This window comes from Streptomyces sp. NPDC059582, from assembly GCF_042735715.1.
Lineage (GTDB): Bacteria > Actinomycetota > Actinomycetes > Streptomycetales > Streptomycetaceae > Streptomyces.
This window is the reverse complement of sequence record NZ_JBHWCC010000020.1, coordinates 73170-90005: the sequence shown is the minus strand read 5'-3', so window position 1 is coordinate 90005 and position 16836 is coordinate 73170. Positions and strand designations below refer to the sequence as shown.

At 69.7% G+C, this 16836-nt stretch carries 16 protein-coding genes; 2 read left to right on the top strand and 14 right to left on the bottom strand.

From position 1 onward, the window contains the following. Nucleotides 1–23 precede the first annotated feature (23 nt). The 11 genes from ACFV0T_RS19035 to ACFV0T_RS18985 all read right to left on the bottom strand — a co-directional run bounded on the left by ACFV0T_RS19035 (nt 24) and on the right by ACFV0T_RS18985 (nt 11786). Nucleotides 24–2333 (bottom strand): SpoIIE family protein phosphatase, encoded by a 2310-nt coding sequence (locus ACFV0T_RS19035; protein WP_385780065.1) that lies wholly within the window; start codon nt 2331–2333, stop codon nt 24–26. 462 nt (nt 2334–2795) lie between these two features. Continuing rightward, the gene (locus ACFV0T_RS19030; RefSeq protein WP_385780212.1) at nt 2796–3266 is read right to left on the bottom strand and encodes a hypothetical protein; all 471 of its coding nucleotides are present in this window, start codon (nt 3264–3266) and stop codon (nt 2796–2798) included. Nucleotides 3267–3438: 172 nt separating this feature from the next. Further along, a complete protein-coding gene (locus ACFV0T_RS19025) occupies nt 3439–4332 on the bottom strand; it encodes a 3-hydroxyacyl-CoA dehydrogenase (RefSeq protein ID WP_385780062.1) in 894 nt (297 codons plus the stop codon). Beyond that, entirely contained in the window at nt 4329–5312 is a 984-nt protein-coding gene (locus ACFV0T_RS19020) for a 3-hydroxyacyl-CoA dehydrogenase NAD-binding domain-containing protein (protein WP_385780059.1), read from the bottom strand. The genes ACFV0T_RS19025 and ACFV0T_RS19020 overlap by 4 nt, the downstream gene beginning before the upstream one ends. 54 nt (nt 5313–5366) lie before the next feature. After that, on the bottom strand, nt 5367–6146 hold the full coding sequence (locus ACFV0T_RS19015) for a crotonase/enoyl-CoA hydratase family protein (RefSeq protein WP_385780056.1): 780 nt from the start codon (nt 6144–6146) through the stop codon (nt 5367–5369). Beyond that, entirely contained in the window at nt 6143–7372 is a 1230-nt protein-coding gene (locus ACFV0T_RS19010) for a CaiB/BaiF CoA transferase family protein (protein WP_385780053.1), read from the bottom strand. The genes ACFV0T_RS19015 and ACFV0T_RS19010 overlap by 4 nt, the downstream gene beginning before the upstream one ends. 5 nt (nt 7373–7377) lie before the next feature. Further along, nucleotides 7378–8604: an acyl-CoA dehydrogenase family protein gene (locus tag ACFV0T_RS19005; protein WP_385780050.1), complete on the bottom strand. Its 1227-nt coding sequence runs from the start codon at nt 8602–8604 to the stop codon at nt 7378–7380. Between the two features lie 499 nt (nt 8605–9103). Then, on the bottom strand, nt 9104–9742 hold the full coding sequence (locus tag ACFV0T_RS19000; protein WP_385780048.1) for an RNA polymerase sigma factor: 639 nt from the start codon (nt 9740–9742) through the stop codon (nt 9104–9106). Between the two features lie 34 nt (nt 9743–9776). Beyond that, a complete protein-coding gene (locus ACFV0T_RS18995) occupies nt 9777–9926 on the bottom strand; it encodes a hypothetical protein (protein WP_385780046.1) in 150 nt (49 codons plus the stop codon). Nucleotides 9927–10036: 110 nt separating this feature from the next. Continuing rightward, the gene (locus ACFV0T_RS18990) at nt 10037–10684 is read right to left on the bottom strand and encodes a hypothetical protein (protein ID WP_385780044.1); all 648 of its coding nucleotides are present in this window, start codon (nt 10682–10684) and stop codon (nt 10037–10039) included. A 217-nt stretch (nt 10685–10901) separates the two neighbouring features. Then, nucleotides 10902–11786 carry an SAM-dependent methyltransferase gene (locus ACFV0T_RS18985; RefSeq protein WP_385780041.1) on the bottom strand — a complete coding sequence of 295 codons (885 nt, stop codon included), beginning with the start codon at nt 11784–11786 and terminating at the stop codon, nt 10902–10904. Between the two features lie 100 nt (nt 11787–11886). On the opposite strand from ACFV0T_RS18985, the gene ACFV0T_RS18980 reads away from it, so the two are divergent. After that, nucleotides 11887–13284: a PP2C family protein-serine/threonine phosphatase gene (locus tag ACFV0T_RS18980; protein ID WP_385780039.1), complete on the top strand. Its 1398-nt coding sequence runs from the start codon at nt 11887–11889 to the stop codon at nt 13282–13284. Nucleotides 13285–13501: 217 nt separating this feature from the next. On the opposite strand, the gene ACFV0T_RS18975 is transcribed toward ACFV0T_RS18980, so the two are convergent. Then, nucleotides 13502–13855 carry an antibiotic biosynthesis monooxygenase family protein gene (locus ACFV0T_RS18975; protein WP_385780036.1) on the bottom strand — a complete coding sequence of 118 codons (354 nt, stop codon included), beginning with the start codon at nt 13853–13855 and terminating at the stop codon, nt 13502–13504. Between the two features lie 288 nt (nt 13856–14143). On the opposite strand from ACFV0T_RS18975, the gene ACFV0T_RS18970 reads away from it, so the two are divergent. Next, complete coding sequence (locus tag ACFV0T_RS18970) at nt 14144–14581, top strand: hypothetical protein (RefSeq protein ID WP_385780033.1); 438 nt, start codon at nt 14144–14146, stop codon at nt 14579–14581. Nucleotides 14582–14883: 302 nt separating this feature from the next. On the opposite strand, the gene ACFV0T_RS18965 is transcribed toward ACFV0T_RS18970, so the two are convergent. Together ACFV0T_RS18965 and ACFV0T_RS18960 are read right to left on the bottom strand one after the other, a co-directional pair. Continuing rightward, nucleotides 14884–15963, bottom strand: coding sequence for a WGR domain-containing protein (locus ACFV0T_RS18965; protein ID WP_385780030.1), 1080 nt, complete (start codon nt 15961–15963; stop codon nt 14884–14886). Between the two features lie 94 nt (nt 15964–16057). Next, nucleotides 16058–16738: a hypothetical protein gene (locus tag ACFV0T_RS18960; protein ID WP_385780027.1), complete on the bottom strand. Its 681-nt coding sequence runs from the start codon at nt 16736–16738 to the stop codon at nt 16058–16060. Nucleotides 16739–16836 lie beyond the last annotated feature (98 nt).

Genomic DNA, 16836 nt, shown 5'->3' with positions numbered 1-16836 from the left:
CCGGACACGCCGGGCGGTGGTGGTCAGGCCGCCGAGGATTCCCCCGTCGGCTGCTCCGCCCACACGATCTTGCCTTCCGCGGTGTAGCGAGTGCCCCACTGCTCGGCGAGGCTCGCGACGATGAACAGTCCCCGCCCCGACTCGTCGACGGTGCGGGCATGCCTCACCTGGGGAGCGCTGAGGGCGGCGTCACTGACCTCACAGGTCAGCATGCGATCCAGAATCAGACGCAGCCGCAGGGGAGGAACGCCATAGCGCGTGGCGTTGCCGACGAGCTCACTGACGATGAGCTCGGCGGCGAACGCCGTGTCCTCGTCCATCCCCCACGCCTGAAGCCGACGACGAGCGGTCTTCCTGGCGATCGGTGCCGCTTCCGCTCCAGCCGGCAGCACGCAGGTGAGGACCTGCTCGGCAGGCAGTGCCCGGGTGCGGGCGAGCAGCATCACCGTCTCGCCGCCGTCCCCTGCCTGCCCGTACGCCTGTTCAAGGCGGTCGCGCAGCTCCGGCAGCGGTCTGGCGCCGGCCTCGTCCAGGACTGGGCGCAGCGGGCCCGAGGGCGCGAGGACCGCGTCCGCGAGTGCGGGCGTTCCGATCGCCAGGGTGCTGCCCGGGGGCAGACGGACGGTGACGGCGGGAAAGGGGGCGGTGTCCGTTTCGGCGAGTGCGGGCCCGGCCGGGACCGGCAGGGTGGAGGAGGTCCCGTCGGGCAGGACCATCACGGGCTCGGGGAGGCCGGCCCTGGCGACGGTACAGGTCAGTTCGACGGGGTCGTAGACCGCGACGGCGCAATCAGCGGTCAGCGGCTCGCGAGCGAGCGGGTCCAGGGGCGGTAGCGCGGCCCGGGCGGCGACGAGACGGGCCGTGGTGTCGCTCAGGCGGGCCAGGAGCTCGTCGGGCTGGAGGTCCAGGGCGGTCAGGGTATGGACGGCCGTACGCAGCAGTCCCATGGTGATCGCCGCGGGCATCCCCTCTCCCGCCACGTCGCCGACCACGAGGGCGGTCCGCGCGCCGGGCAGCGCGATGGCGTCGGACCACGTGCCGCCGCCCCCGGCGCCCGGAATGTACAGCGACGCGGTCTGCACGGTGGGATGGTCGGCCGGGGGCCCGGGAAAAAGTCTGCGCTGGACGGTCGACATGACGATCCACTCGCGCATGTACCGGCTGGCCCGGTCGAGACAGAGCGCCGCGTGCGCGCACATGGCGGACGCCACCGTGAGGTCTTCCTCGACGAAGGGTTCCTCGTCCGCGTCACGGCAGAAGGTCACCAGGCCCAGGGCCTGTTCGCCCACCACGAGCGGCGCCACGATCAGGGAACGGTCACGGCCCTTTTCGACCAGGACGGCCCTGACGGGATCGGCGGCCAGCCAGCCGCTGTCGCTGCCGACCCGCACCAGGCGCGGCTGAAGGTCGGACAGCACGGGCGAGAACGGTGTCCCGGACGGCAGGGGACGCACGGTTCCGTCCGGCGGCACCGGGCGCCGCCCCTGTACGGCCGCGCGGCGCAGCGGTGTACCCGGGTGGACCGGGACGAGCGGCGGTTCCTCTCCGCGCAGTACGCTCTCGACCACCTCCACGACCGCGGTGGCCGCGAAGGCGGGTACGACGGCCTCGACGAGCTCCTGGCAGACGTCCATGACGTTCAGCCGGTGCCCCATCCGGTCGCGCACGCTCTCCAGAAGCGCCAGGCCGGTCCGCGCGCGTTCCTGTTCGGTGACGTCGGCGGCGGACACCACCAGTCCGACCACCTCGCCCCCGGGGCCCTCCAGCGGGAAGTACGAGACGGAGTACAGTCGGCGGCCCGACCCGGCGGGCGCCGAGGCACCGCGTACAAGCCGGTTCACCACGGGCTCCCCGCCCTCCAGGACGCCGCGCGCCACGGCGCCCTCCCGTCCGGGGTCGGCGAAGCCGCACATCTCGGTGAAGGGTTTGCCCGGCTCGGTGGGAGGGTCCCCCGACCCATGCCCCGCCGGTGTACCGCGCCTGCCGGCAAGGGCGTTCGCGCGCACGACGCGCAGGTGGCCGTCCAGGACCCAGACCTCCTGCGGGGCATGCGTGAACAGGGCTTCGAGGACCGCCGCGTCCCAGGACGCGGGGGCCTCCCCCGTCGCGAACACCTGCCACAGCACGCAATCACCCTGGACGACCGGTCTGACCGCGAGCGTGGCGGGATCCGAAAGCCCGGCGCGCCGCCGGCCGCCGTCCTTGACGAGCGCGCTCAGCGACTGGCCCACCGCCTGCGCGGCGGACCACCCGAACCGTTCCTGCGCCGCTCGCCCCCATTCGGCCACCCGGCCGCCCTCGTCAACGAGGAGGAGCACCTCACCTGTGGGCACGTGAAAGCACCTCCGTACCGGCCGCGAGTCCGCCCGACAGCCACGCCGCTCGGCTCAGTTCGCCTCTACCAGGGCTTTCACCTAGCACTCTAGTGGCAACGGCACATCGTTGAGGGGTCGAGCGCCACCCTGAACCGTCATGCGGCGCGGCCGCCCGGCACCGACTTGTTCCCCGGCCCGAGACACCTTCGCCACATTTCCATCGCCTACGATTACCTTGTGCACGGGTTAGGTGAGCAGTAGGCTTCTGGTATGGATCGAGCCGTACCGGCCGACGGCGACGTCAGCCACGACGGCGAGGGCCGGCAGCGCCTGCCCGGCATCGCGGAACTCCTGCACTCCGCCACCATCGCCGTCGCCGGCGAGATACCCATCGACGGGCTCTGGCACGCCGTCCCCGCCTTCCCCGCCCTCAGCGAGATCTGGCTCAGGCTCCTGGAACACACCGCGGCTGAACCGGCGTCAGACCGGCGGCAGATCCTCCGGAAGGACGTAGTCACCGAAACCGTGCACTCGCCAATAGCCGTCCGCCGGCCGCCACTGCAGCGTGATGATCCACGCGTTCACCAGTACGTCACCGTCCGACCGCACCGCCTGGTCCGCATCCGGCACGGCTACCACCTTGGCGTAGCGCACCCCCCGCTCCCCCGTGCCCGGAGCATCCGAGCGCGTGGCGAGGCCGCAGTCGCCGATCATCTCCACGATCTTGGAGAAGTCCCCCCACTCGCCCCACGACTCGGGAGTGCACAGGAGCCGCAGTGCGGCCACGTCCGGTCCGCCGTCGGCCGTCACGGAGTTGCAGAACGCGAACGCGGTGGACATGGGATTACGCGGATCGCTGAGGTCACCCGCGGCGGCGGCTGCAGCCACCTCATCGTGGCTGGGCACCAGACCCGCACCGCTCGGCTGGTCGTCTTCAGGCAGCTCTCTCATACGTCCCAGTGTCCCCTGGTCGGCGGCGAAAGCCCGGTGGTGCCCGGACCGCAGGTCTTCCAGGTCAGCGCAGGTCAGGCCCAGCGTCTCTTGCGCGGGACAGGGCCGAGGTGCTCGCGGCTCCGGCTTCCTGGCCCGGGTGCGGTGGGCTCTCCGGCCGGGGCGGGCGCGTTCAGGCCGGCAGCACGGTGTGGACGATGCCGGTGAGGTTGCCCTGCGCGACGAGGATCTCCTTCGGGTCCGCCCCGTCGAGACCGGCCGCGTAGACGCTGCCGCCGAGGTCGGTCACGTAGATGTGTTCCCCTTCCGGATCGAGGGCGAGGCCGATGCCTTCCATCAGATGGTTCAGAAGGATCTCGGGCGGACGCCGGCCGCCCGGCGGGTCCACCGGCGCGCGGTTCGCGGTGTTGCCGCGCGGCGGGTCGCCTCGGTCCGTCCAGTACAGCATGCGGTGCCCGGGGTCGAATTCCAGGTCGATGGGTTCCGGCAGGTCGTCGAACAGCACCTCGACGTCACTGCGTTCATCGACGCTTTCCCCCGAAGGCAGGTCGAGACCGGACCGCATGATCTTTCCGAGTCCCGCGTCGCTCGGGCCCTTCTGTGTCCAGTAGAGGTGTCCGGCAGCCACGTCGACGGCGACTCCCACGCACCACGTGGTCTCGTCCCGCCTGTCCTGCTCGCCCTGGCCCGTCCGCACGAGGGTCTCCACGTTCGTGCCGTCCAGGTCGCAGCGCATCACGCGCATGCCCTCGCGGTCGCCCCAATACAACTTCCGTTGCGTCGCCTCGAAGTGGAGTTGCTTCGGCGTGTACGTCACGCCGCTCGGGACGACAGTCGTTCGGTTGCCGCCGTCCAGGTCGACGCGCTCGATGGATCCGTCGTTCTCCGAGGGAACGCCCATGTTCGTCCAGTAGATGTGTCCGGCCTCGACATCCACGGCGATCCCGTCGGGGATCCTGCACCCGGTGACGATGACTGTCTTGTCCGAGCCGTCGGGGTTCACGGAGAACAGGCGGCCGCCGCCGCTGGCCTCCAGCGCGAACAGTCTTTCCTGGCCGGCTGTCACGACGTCTCCGTCTTACGCTCGCCCGCCGCGGGCGGCGGCCCGGACGGGCCGTCCTGGGCGCGCACGGCCAGAAGGGCCGAGAGCATCGTGTCCCGCCAGGCGGCCAATTCGTCGATCGAGCGCCCGTCGGCCTCGCGCTGGACGCCGGCCACGATCGTCTCCTTGAGTTCGGGCGTGAACTCGGGAGTGCCCAGCTCCTGCCAGGACGCCGCCATCCGCGGCATGAGGGTGTCCATGAAGTGCTCGATACCGCCTGCCCCGCCGCCGAGGTGCCAGAGCAGATTCGGACCCATCACACCCCATCGCAGGCCCGGCCCCCACGAGACCACGTCGTCGGAGTCCGCAACGTCGAGCACTCCCTCCTGGATCAGGTGGACGACCTCGCGGTACAGCGCGGCCTGGATCCGGTTGGCGACGTGCCCGGGAAGCTCTTTCTTGAGGAGAACGGGCTTCTTGCCGATCTCCTCGTAGAACGACATGGTGTCCCTGATCGTCTCCGCGGATGTCCTGGTCCCGCCGACCACCTCGACGAGGGGGATGACGTGCGGCGGGTTGAAGGGATGACCGATCACGGTCCGCTCCGGACGCCGGCATTCGGCCTGGATCTGGCTCATGGTGATGCCCGAGGAACTGGACGCGAGGATCGTGTCCGGTGGCGAGGCGTCGTCGAGCTGCGCGAACAACTTGACCTTGAGCTCCGGGCGTTCAGGTGCGTTCTCCTGCACGAAATCGGCGTCGCCGACGGCCTGGGCCAGGTCTGTCGTGAAGGTCAGGCGTTCGGGCGAGGCGCCTGGAACGAGCCCGATCGAGGCGGCCGTGTCCCATGCGGCATCCACATACGAACGCAGCGCTGCCTCCGCGGTGGAAGCGGGATCGGTCGCCGTGACGTCGAAGCCGCGGACAAGATAGTGCGTCGCCCAACTCGCGCCGATGGTCCCGGTACCGACGATCGCCACACGGTGGACAGGCCTGCGCGTCATCATGATCACTGCTCCTGGGAGTCGTCACGGGCAGTAGGGGCTGCCGGGCCCGGCTCAGCGGCCGCGCCAGACAGGCGCGCGCTTCTCGGCGAACGCCAGTACGCCTTCCCTCGCGTCTTCGCTGGTGGCCAGCCCACCGGTGAGCTCGTCCTGGCGCGCGAACGCATCGCTCAGGCTCAAGGTCTGCGTCCCGCGCAGGACATCCTTGACGGCTCCCAGCGCCAGCGGGGCGTTGCGTGCGACACGCCCCGCCATCTCCCGAGCCGCGTCCAGCGCGGTGCCGGGTGGGGCCAGCTCGTTGACCAGCCCGAACTGTTTCGCCTCTGCTGCGGTCAGCGGCTCCCCGGTGAGCAACACGCGCGCGGCGACGTGCTGGGGAAGGCTGCGCGGCAGCCTGATCAGGCCGCCCTCGGTCGCCACGAGACCGCGGGTGACCTCGGGGAGCCCGAACCGGGCGTCCTCCGCGGCGACGATCAGATCGCAGGCGAGGACCATTTCGAAGCCGCCACCGAGCGCCCAGCCCTCGACCGCGGCGATCAACGGCTTGCGCACCTCAGCGCGGGTGAACCCGCCGAAGCCCCGGCCGGCAATCACCGGCAGTTCGCCTTTGGCGAATGCCTTCAGATCCATGCCGGCACTGAACACCCCACCCGCGCCCGTCAGTACGCCGACCGACAGCTCCGGGTCCGCGTCGAGGAGGTCCATGGCCGCCGCGAGCTGTACCGCGACCGTGTGGTTGACGGCGTTCTTCTGCGCCGGGCGGTTGATCGTGACGGTCAGCACGCCATCGCGCCGCTCCTGGAGCACCAGGTCGGTTCCGGGCGCGGTACTCATGACGCCTCGCCGTCCGTCCGGTTCGGGATCACTCCCTGTTCCCGCAGTTCAGCGATCTCGTCGGCGCCGATGCCCAGCTCGGCGAGGATCTCGTCGTTGTGCTCGCCCAGGTCAGGGGCTCGCTTGGCCGGGACTTTCGCGACGCCCCGTAGGTTGACCGGGCTGTTGACGGTGTACTCGAGCCCGCTGACCCCTTCGATCGGCACGACGATGTCGTTCGCGCGCAACTGCGGGTCCCGGGCGGCCTCTTCCGGTGTCTGGATCCGGCTGAAGGTGATGCGTTCCCGCTCCAGGGCATCCTTCCAGTGGGCGAAGGGCTGCGAGCGGAACGTGGTGTCGAGCAGTTCCGTCAGCACGTCCGAGTGCCTGACGAAGCCCTCGGCCTCGGCGAACCGGGGATCCTCCAGCAGTTCGGGGTGTTCGATGGCCCGCACCAGCCCCTGCCAGTACATCGGTGAGGCGACCAGCATGAACCACTCGTCGTCCGCGGTCTGATAGGGGTTGATCAGCGGATTCGCCGGCGCCTTCCGGTCGTGCAGCTCGAACGGCGTGCCGTCGGCGAGCGCACCGGCCACCAGCGTTCCCGTTGCCCAGACACCCGAGGCAAGCAGCGACGTCCCGACACTGGTCCCCTGTCCCGTCCGGTCGCGGTGGTAGAGGGCGGTCACGATCGCGGCGTAGATCGCGATCGCGGTCATGTAGTCACCACTCCCCCACACCGGGACCGTCGGCGGGGCTCCCGCGTCGCGGGTCGAGGCGAGCAGTCCGCTGCGCGACCAGGCGGCGGTCAGGTCGAATCCCGGCTGCCGCGCGTCGGGGCCGGCGTCGCCGAAGCCGGTGATGTCCGCGTAGACGACCTTCGGATTCCAGCCCGAGACTTCCTCGTAGCCGAGGTGCAGCTTCTCGCGGGTCCCGTGGGGGAAGTTGGTGATCACGACGTCGGCCCACTCGACGAGGCGTTTGAGGATCTTCACGGCACCGGGCGACTTGAGGTTGATCACCATGCCGCGCTTGTTGCGGTTGGCGAGGTGCCAGCTGTAGTTGGCCGTCGCTTGAGGGCTCGGCGGCACGGAACTCAACCGCCGCTGGGGATCCCCCGTTCCCGGCGGCTCGATCTTGATGACGTCCGCTCCGAAGTCGGAGAGTATCGTCGCCGCGGCCGGCGCCGCGATGAAGGTCGACGCGTCGAGCACCTTCAGCCCGGTGAAGACGGATTCGGTGGTCATCGTCATCACTTCACGAAGGCGCTGAGGCCGCCGGTGACGGCTCGTCCGACGATGAGCGTCTGGATCTCCCGCGTGCCTTCGTAGGAGTAGAGGGCTTCGGCGTCGGCGACGAAGCGGCCGACCTTGTAGTCCAGGACGATGCCGTTGCCGGCGAGGAGTTCGCGCGCCCATCCGACGTTCTCGCGCATCCGCACCGTGCAGTACGCCTTCGCCAGTGCGGACTGCTCGTCCCGGAAGATCCCGGCGTCCTGCAACTGGGCCAGTCGCGTCACCATCCCGCAGGAGGCCGTGGCGTTGCCCAGCATCTTCACCAGCAGATCCTGGACGAGTTGGAAGCCGCCGATCGGGCGCCCGAACTGCTCACGGTCCTTCGAGTACTGAAGCGCGATCTCGTAGGCGCCGAACATGACGCCCACCGCCTGCCACGCCACACCACTGCGTGTCTGGCGCAGAATGTTGGCGGTGTCCTTGAACGAGTTGGCGTTCTGGAGCCTGTTGCCCTCCGGAACGCGGCAGTCCTCCAGCACGATGTCTGCGTTCTGCACGATCCGCAGCGCCATCTTGTGCTCGATCTTCGTCGCGGTGAACCCTGGCGTGTCCTTCTCGACGACGAAGCCGATGACGTGATTGGTGTCGGTGTCGCGCGCCCACACCACCACCAGGTCGGCGAACGTCGCGTTGCCGATCCACCGCTTGGCGCCGTTCAGGATCCAGTGGTCGCCGTCGCGGCGTGCGGTCGTGCGCAGGCCGCCGGCCACGTCTGACCCGCCGTGGGGCTCCGTCAGCGCGAAGGCACCGATCTTCTCGAACCGGCTCATCGCCGGAAGCCAGCGGCGCTTCTGCTCGTCGGAACCGCAGCCGAGGATCGTGCCCATGGCCAGCCCGGTGTGCACACCGGAGAAGGTCGCCAGGGAGGCGTCGGCATGGCCGAGTTCGAGGGCGATGAAGCCCGACAGGAGATTGCTCGGCCTGGGCTCCGTGGAGTCCGGGTCGGCCCAGTCCACGAGACCGAGCGATCCGAAGCCCTCGACGAGCTGGAACGGGAACTCGGCTCGGGCCCAGTAGTCGTCGACGATCGGGTCCACCTTCGTACGCAGGAAGGTGCGAACGGTGTCGATCTGCTGCCGTTCCCGGTCCGGGAGCAGTTCCTCGTACGCGTAGAAATCCGCGGGCAGCAGCCCTTCGCCCAGGTACGGCCCGGACGGTGTCGGCAGACTCGTGGCATCGCTCATGGCGATCTCCCTCAAGCACGACGGAAATGGCTTGGTGGCATCGCCCGTGAGTCCGCGCCTGGGCGGCGACTCGACTACCTCGGCGACGGGGACACGCGCCGGAACCGCCTCCTCACATCCCCATCCTCACAGGTTGCCCTTATCACCATAAATCCGGGTAAGGACTGTCGCAGTTCGAGAGAACCGCCCGGACAGACCCCTGCCTGGTCCGTCACGGCGACCACGTGTGCGGGGAACGATCGACCGCGGCGGCACGAACCCCCGCCATCTCGACCGCCTTCGCCGTCAGCGACGTGAGATTAACCGGCTCCTCGTGCCAGACAGCAACCGCGGGGCCCAGCCCCGGCCCCGGGGCCCGCGCGCCGTGGCGTCGCGGGACGGCTCCTGATGAGGCCCAGCGAATGCTTCCGCAGGCCGCCATGGAGCGCGCACAGGGAAACGGATGCTTTTTCGCGGACCGCCATGGAGCGCCGGGGCACGTGGGCGTCGTCCCGAGCGATCACCACCACGCCACCAGGACGGCGAACGCTCCGGCGGCCAGAACGGCGAGCAGGATCAGGGACACGAGCGCGGCCCGCGGAAACGCGCTGAGCTCGGCGAAGACGCCGAGACCGGCCCCGTTCTGCCGCTCGGAGACGGCGCGGCGCCCCCGGAACACATGGACCCGTGCGGTGCTGGGATCCATGTCCATGGCGTCGGCGATGCGCGCATAGCTCCAGTCGGCGACGATCCTGAGCAGCACCGCGTCACGCTGTGCGTCGGGCAGTCGCAGGATCTCACCCATCACGGCACCGGCCTCCGCCGCCCGTTGGGGATCGGACACCGCCGACGTGGACGTCCATCCCGGCAGGCCCGACGCGGGCTCCAGTCCTGTGTGGTCGACGGGCGTGGAACGCCGGACGTGGGCGGGCAGGTCCTGGCACTTGCGCGACACCACCGCGTAGAGCCACCCCAGCGGATTGCCGAGGCGCTCGGTCATCGTGGGCCAGGTCACCAGGGCGGCGACGAAGGCCTGTTGGAAGACGTCCTCCGCGTCGGCGGCCGACGGCGGGTGTCCTTGTCGCGCCAACTGCCGCCCGGCATAGCGCAGGAGGTGCTCGCGATGCTCGCGTAGAGGTCCTGGATCCGGTCGGCCCACTCGCCGGCGTCGTGGTCGGGCGTGTGTGTCGTCATCAGGTGTCCAGTTCCGTCTCGGTGGGGATGGGCGAGTGGTCGCGGCGGACCTGTACACGCAGGACGCACCACTGCGTGACCGTCTGCGCGAGGAGCAGCAGGATCTGCGCCACGGCGACGGCCAGGTCGAGCCAGAGGTGTTCGGTCATTCGGCGTTCGGCCTTTCTGCGGGAGCCGTCCCCGCGGACGGCCGTACACCCCTTACGTGGGTCCGGTCGCCGGTTCGTTTACCGCCCGCGGTGAATTTCTCGGCACCCGTTCAGATCAGCAGGACGAGACTCGCGACGAGCGCGGCGCACTGGAGGACGAGGACGGCGACGCCGGCCGTCGGGCGCTGCCCGTTGCGGCGTGCCGCGATGACGGCCCGGACGGCGAAGTACACACCCCGTGGTGCGCAGCATGCGCAGGCGAGGACCCCCTGGGCCGCCCAGCGCGAAGGACTGGGCCCGGCCGGGTGGGCGGCGAGCTGAACGGCCCGCTTCTCTGTCCGGCGTCCGTCCGGACGAGCAGGCGCCCCGAGGCGACGTGCCGCGGCCCGCTGCAGCAGAGCGATCAGCAGGAAGAAGCCCAGGAAGAACGGCAGGAACGGCATCATCTCGTCGATGTCCGCGCCGGCGGTGATCGCCACGACCGGGATCGCCGGCACGAGATTCCACAAGATGAGAGCGGCCACGCTGTTGCGGCGTGCACCACCGCGGTTGAGGTCGACGGCTGCCAGCTCGCGGTAGGTCGCGGTGACCCGGACCGCCCGGCGTCCTGTGCGCGGCCGGTCCGGCGGGGCCGACCGGCGCGCGGTCCGCTCGACGAGGGCGCCGATCACCGCTCGCGCCTCGGCCCCGCGATGCAACGCCTCCGTCGGATCGGGCCCGTGCAGACGTCGGCGTCCGCGCCGGCCGAGCTCCTGCATCCGTAGCCAGGTGCCGTCCTTCAGGAAGAGGTCGACTCCCGCTTCGGCCGGCTGCAGGGGCCCGTGTGGCGGCGACTTGGCGGAACGCGGTGAACACGCCGGGCTCTGGAGGTGGGCCGCCCTGTCGGCCGGGACCGCACTCCGCAGGATGGGTGCGGTCCCGCGCGCCAGTGCGGCACTGAACAGGGCCGGCCGCGCCGGGGGCGACCGTCCACGCTCAGGCGAATGGTCCCGGCGGGGTCCCCGGGATCGCCTCCGAGGGGCTCACCGTGTGACCGGCGCCGCCGTCCGCCGAGCGCTTGCGGCCTACGCCCGCGTACACCCAGTACTCCGACGGGTTCTGCGGGATGTCGTCGTCCGGGTCCGGGCGCCACAGCGGTACGTAGACCAGGCCGGGGTCCACGAGGTCGAAGCCGTCGAAGAGGCCGAGGATCTCGCCGTGGGACCGGGCGGTGACCGGTGAGGTGGCCCGGGAACGGTACAACTTCCCCACGGCGGCGGCGGTGTCCGGGCGGTCCTCGTTCGTCGCGTGCGTCAGCGCCAGCCAGCTGTCCTCGGGCAGGGCGTCCCGGAACGCGGCCACGATGCCGGCGGGGTTCTCCTCGGGCGCGATGAAGTGCAGGATCGTGATCATCAGCACGGCGACGGGCTGGTCGAAGTCGATCAGCTTGCGCACCTGCGGAGAGGACAACACATCCGCCGGGCGACGAATGTCGGCGTCCACAATGGCGGTGTCCGGGTTGTCGGCGAGCAACGCGGCGCTGTGCGCCACGGCGACCGGGTCACTGTCCACGTAGACCACCCGGGCTCCCGGGCAGGCCGCCTGCGCCACCTCGTGGACGTTGCCCTGGGTCGGAATGCCAGAGCCGAGGTCGATGAACTGCCGCACCCCGGCATCGACCAGGAAACGCACAGCCCGCCCGAGAAAGGCCCGGTTGGCCCGCGCCAGGGTGCGCACCTGAGGGTCGATGGCCGTGAACGCCGCCACCGCCTCCCGGTCTATGGCGAAATTGTGCTGCCCTCCCAACATTGCGTCGTACATCCGGGCAACGCTCGCCTTGTCCGGGTCGACGCCCTGAGGCAGTCCTTCGCCACCTGACACCGCAACTCTCCCTCCGGGAAGTGATCTTGACGCTCCATCATATAGTTGCCGACCAGGCGTGGTGAGGTGATGTCCATGTCACGCGATTCGGCTCCCTCCAGTGGAAGGCACCACCCTGCGCAACGAAGCACACGGCCACGCAGACGATGCGAAGGCCGCGTTCGCGAGCCTTCGGCCCGTCTTCTCGGACGCAGGCGACGCCATCGGCTCGGAACTCAACCTGCACCTGACCGGAAGCCATGTCGTCCAGGCGCTGACACCCGGGTTCTGTGACGCGGCATCGGTCTACCTGCTGGAGCGGTGGCTGCTGGAGGAGAACGCCTACCACGCTGCGGATCCGGCCCAGATCGAGGCCCGGCGGCTGGCCCTGCGCATCGGGACGGACGCGCCCGAGGACTGGGAGGGGACACTGCCCGTCGGCGAGGTGATCGTCTTCCCGCGGGAAACCCCGTACACGCGCTGCATCGCCACCCGGACGACACAGCTGCTCGACTCGGTCGACGCCCACACGTCCGAACGCCTCAGCTCCGCCGGCGGTGACGCCGCGCGTATGGACGCCCTGCTGCGGACGGCGTCCTTCCTCGTCGTCCCGCTGCATCTGCGAGGCACCGCCGTCGGCTTCATCGCCTGCACACGAGGTCCGGACCGGGCGCCCTTCCTGCCCGGGGACGCCGCGGCCGTGGAATCGCTGGCCGCACGGGCCTGCGTGGCCCTGGACAACGCCCGGCGCTACGAACGCGAGCGCCGCATGGCGCTGGCCATCCGGCAGAGCCTGCTGCCCGCGACCTCGCAGACGTTCCACGGGTGCAGTATCGCCCACGGCTATCTCCCGGCCGGGCAGGACAACATCATCGGCGGTGACTGGTTCGACGTGCTGCCCCGTTCCGACGGCCGCGTCAGTCTGATCGTCGGGGACGCCATGGGGCACGGGCCGGAATCAGCCGTCGCCATGATCCAGCTGCGCACGGCCGTCCGAACCCTCGCGGGTCTGGACATCACGCCGGCCGAGCTGATGCGCCGACTGGACGCGCTGGCCTGCGACACACCGGGCGCGTCCTTCGCCACCTGCATCTACGCCGAGTGGGATGCGCGCAACCAGCTGTGCACCTTCGTCGGAGCCGGCCATCCTCCACCACTGATCCGCACCGCCGACGGTCACGCCGGTCCGGTCACACTCACCAGCGCGGGCCTGCCCCTCGGACTCGGCATGGGCAGCTACGAACCCACCGTGGTCCACGTGCCCGAACCGATACTGCTGCTGCTCTACAGCGACGGTCTGGTCGAATCCCGCGACACCGACATCGAGCAGGGCATCGCCCACCTCGCCGGCCTCCTTGGCACAGACGGCTCCGAACCCGCGGGCGCCGAGAGCCCGGACGCGCTGGAATCTCTGTGCCGGCGCCTGCTGCACAAGACATTGCCGACCGGTGGCGGCGCGGACGACCGGACGCTCCTCCTCGCCGAACTGACACCCGCGAAGCACCCCACACCGTCCTGAGCGGTGCGGGTCCGACCGCTCCGGCGCACCGGGAGCCCGCACCTCACACGCCGGAAGGCCGCCCCTCACGCCGGGCCACACCGACCAGGCCCACGCCGAGACCTCCGCGGCCGCCTGCACCCCCGGCAGCCGCTGTCGGGCTCTGCGAGACCTACGCCCGCGTGAAGCCGTGGCTCCGCGAGACCTACGCCCGCGTGAAGCCGTGGCTCCGCGAGACCTACGCTCGCGTGAAGCCGTGGCTCCGCTCCACTTTCGCCACATGCAGCGTGTAGCTCTGGTACCACTCGGCTTGCCCACGCTTTTGCGCCGCGCGGTGCTCGGCGTCGGACCGCCATTCCGTGAGGGCGTCGGCGTCGCGGAAGTACCCGACGGTGATGCCCAGCCCGCCAGGAGTCTGCGCGTGGTCCATCCCCAGGAACCCAGGGACGTCCTTCACCAGGTCTTCCATGCGCGCGCTGGTCTCGCTGTAGCCGCTCTGGTCCTGGGTTCGCACCGTAGTGAAGACAGCCACGTAGTAGGGAGGTTCGAAGGCCTCGACGGGCGCGACAGGCGCTTCCGGGTGATCGCTCATGGCGTCACCGTAAGGCGGGATACGCCCGACGATCCAGCGTCTTTGCTGAACGGGATACATGAGGGATCGGGCTCTTGACCGAAGCCGTCCGAGCTCTCCGCCGGCTCCCGGCAACGGCCACGAGCCCGCCGGTTCACAGAGCGGCGCACGGAACGGGGAGCTCCAGGGCGAACGTTGGCTGCTGCGGCACTGGTGCTGTGACCCGGAAGGTCTGCCGGGTTGAGTACGCTGAGTGCCGCGGCGGACGAGGGGGCGCGCATGACGCGAAGACCGTCCACGGACGAGGCCGTGGGACTGCTCGAAAACGAACTGTGGGTCGGGCGGTGGCCGCTTGCGCACCTGGACACGGAGGACGCCTGGCTCGCCTTCCTCCGATTCGGACGACGGCTGTTCGATGTCCCGCACCGACCCGATGCTGACGGCCTTCTGTTCCAGTACGGGACCTACTCGTTCGACGGTCCTGTGTCGTTCATGTTGGACCTCACCCGACAGTTCGAGATGGCTGACAGTGACGGCGAGCACGACCACTACGTGCAGGTCCACTGCGAGCTTCGATTCAGTCCCGCGCCCGCCCTTCAGGCCCTGGGAGGTTTCGATTCGTGGTTCTTCCACGATGCCGGGGACGATCTCGACGAGTGGGCCGGAGAACTGACCCGACGAGCAGCCTGGACAACTATGCGCACCCTCAAGCCTGTCGAGATCAGGGTGTACCAGGAGCAGGTGTAGTCGCATGGGCCCTGCCGAACAGGCGCTCCCTCTCCGACAGCACCCGTCCCACGACGAAGGCAGAGCGCGCTCGCACCGTCGTAAGGGCGGTGGCGACAGGCCTAGCACAGCGCAGGCAGCGACTCAGCACCGAGAGAGCCCGGGAAGGGCTGACCAGCCGCCCAGGACCTGTCCGGCCGATCATGCGGCTGATCCGAGCACCGGTCCGATCCGAGAGGCCGGGAGACGGGGAAGCGCCGGGCCGGGCCATTCCTGGCACGCCGGCCGCGGCGTGCGCGCTCGCGGAGAAGGTTCACACAAACTCAGCCGTGCAGGAACGAGCTGACCTCCGAGATCGATGTGGCTGTCTCGGGTGTGAAGCGCCTGATCTCGCCTCGGAAGGAGCGGATCTCCAGCCAACTCTGCGCCGACGCAACCGGGAGCACGTCCAAGAGCGCCTTGAGGTCCGCGGATCTGAAGACCTTGAAGGTCTGCGTCCGCCGGTAGTTGGACGACTGGACATCAAACCTGAGGTCGACGACCGCCTGTGCCTGACGGGTCCAGTCGCTGTAGCGCAGTGCGCCGTGACCGTGGATTCGCGCGTCGACGAGGACCTCCGGATCCGCGTCTCCGATCTCGCAGTCGAAGATCGGGAAGGCTGTCGCGACGCGAGCGGCGATGGCTGGATACGCGATGCAGGCTTGCCCGAGTGCCGGCGCGCAGAGCAACGCGTGGCTGAAAGGTCCCACCGGCTCCGGCAGCGGCACCTTGTGGTGGGACCGTCCGTCGAAAGGCAGGTCACGCCAGGCGCCGAGGGCGGCCAGGAACGACGACACGGCAGCCGGGTCGTGGCACCGTCCGAGTACGGTGAAGCGAACGGCGCTGCGTCCCTGGTCGCGCAGCACGAAGTACTCGTGGAAGCCCATCGGGTGATCCGGCGCGTGGCTATGGTGGTACGTCTCCTCGAAGCCGTCGACCGGCAGATACGTGGAGACCGGGGCATGCGGCCGGCTGCTTGCCTTGATCACGTCGATGACGGGCGTCTGGTGGTCGAGTTCGGCCGCGTCCGCGGGCCGCTCGACCTCGGTGAAGCCCTTTCGAAGCCATGCGTTGATCTTGCGGGAGGCGTGGCGGCCGGCGTGCTGTTCGTCGTCCAGCGTCGACGTGCTCGCCTTGCCGCTGGTGCCTGTCGCGCCCCAGCGGAGGAAACAGCGGATCCCTTCCTGGCGAACCTCCCGGTACTCGGACTTGGCCCCCTGCAGGAGTTCGAATCGTCGCCAGTCCCCCACCAGTTCCTCCAGCACATGTGAACAGGGGCGCCGATGTGCAACCCCGGGCTGTCCTCCATGCGACACGCTATCCGGTGACTGCATCCGGCCAACGTGAACGTCGAGGTCCCCCACACCTGCGCGACACTGAGGAAGAGCGCTGTGTCGGCGGCCACGCCGGCCTGATGGCAGTGCACCGGCCCGCACCACACCTCCGGCAGCCTGGCGTTCAGGAGGGCTCCCGGTCCGGTTGCGGATAGCGGATCTCGGAGATGTCCTGGGCCAGGTCGGTCAAGCTGACCTCAGGGTTCAACAACGACACGAGGTCCTGAGTCAGGGGCCGCAGTGCATACACCTGGCTCACCGCGCCCAGGTCCACAGGCACCTCGTAGTAGTCCTCGGCGAAGCGCTGAAACGCTCCTGGCGAAGGGTCGACCAGCAGCTCGAACAGGCTCGTTGCCCCGTCAGGATCGACAGCGCGATCGGGGAAGTCGATCGTCCCGTGGTGCCACCGATCGTCCGTCACTCCCCGCCACAAGCAGGCCGTCACGACGGGCACGCCGTCTTCGTCGGTGAACGCCGGTTCCTCGACGAAAGGCCTGAAGAGCTCGGGGACCTCGTCGACCACTCCCGGCCAGGGCTCGCCGTCGTTGCCATACGGGCTCATCGGCGATTCGTGGTCGAAGCCCCGCACATAAGCCCCGGCAGCCGAGAACACGATGGCGTACTCGTCTCCCGACCCGTTGCGCATCGAGGCCATCTCCTCGCCGTCGGCCCAGCCGGCGTTCATGGAGTAGTACCGGGCCTCCCAGTCCGGGCTGAGGATCGCATCGAGCATCGCCAGCGAACGGCACAGGTTCCGCAGGTCGGCGATGGCAGGGAGCCGACGGGCTACGTCATAGACAGTCATGTGCTCATCCAAGCCCATGCCGATGACACCCAGGCCGTCGCCAGGAGCGCCACGAACCACCCCGCGCCGTTAGGCCAGCCGGCGACCCCGTAGGCCGG

Excerpts from the sequence above, each read along its gene's own strand:
- ACFV0T_RS19030 (WP_385780212.1), bottom strand. The coding sequence starts at position 3,266 with ATGAGAGAGCTGCCTGAAGACGACCAGCCGAGCGGTGCGGGTCTGGTG.
- ACFV0T_RS19020 (WP_385780059.1), bottom strand. The coding sequence starts at position 5,312 with ATGACGCGCAGGCCTGTCCACCGTGTGGCGATCGTCGGTACCGGGACC.
- ACFV0T_RS19015 (WP_385780056.1), bottom strand. The coding sequence starts at position 6,146 with ATGAGTACCGCGCCCGGAACCGACCTGGTGCTCCAGGAGCGGCGCGAT.
- ACFV0T_RS19010 (WP_385780053.1), bottom strand. The coding sequence starts at position 7,372 with ATGACCACCGAATCCGTCTTCACCGGGCTGAAGGTGCTCGACGCGTCG.
- ACFV0T_RS19005 (WP_385780050.1), bottom strand. The coding sequence starts at position 8,604 with ATGAGCGATGCCACGAGTCTGCCGACACCGTCCGGGCCGTACCTGGGC.
- ACFV0T_RS18995 (WP_385780046.1), bottom strand. The coding sequence starts at position 9,926 with ATGACCGAACACCTCTGGCTCGACCTGGCCGTCGCCGTGGCGCAGATC.
- ACFV0T_RS18990 (WP_385780044.1), bottom strand. The coding sequence starts at position 10,684 with ATGCAGGAGCTCGGCCGGCGCGGACGCCGACGTCTGCACGGGCCCGAT.
- ACFV0T_RS18975 (WP_385780036.1), bottom strand. The coding sequence starts at position 13,855 with ATGAGCGATCACCCGGAAGCGCCTGTCGCGCCCGTCGAGGCCTTCGAA.
- ACFV0T_RS18960 (WP_385780027.1), bottom strand. The coding sequence starts at position 16,738 with ATGACTGTCTATGACGTAGCCCGTCGGCTCCCTGCCATCGCCGACCTG.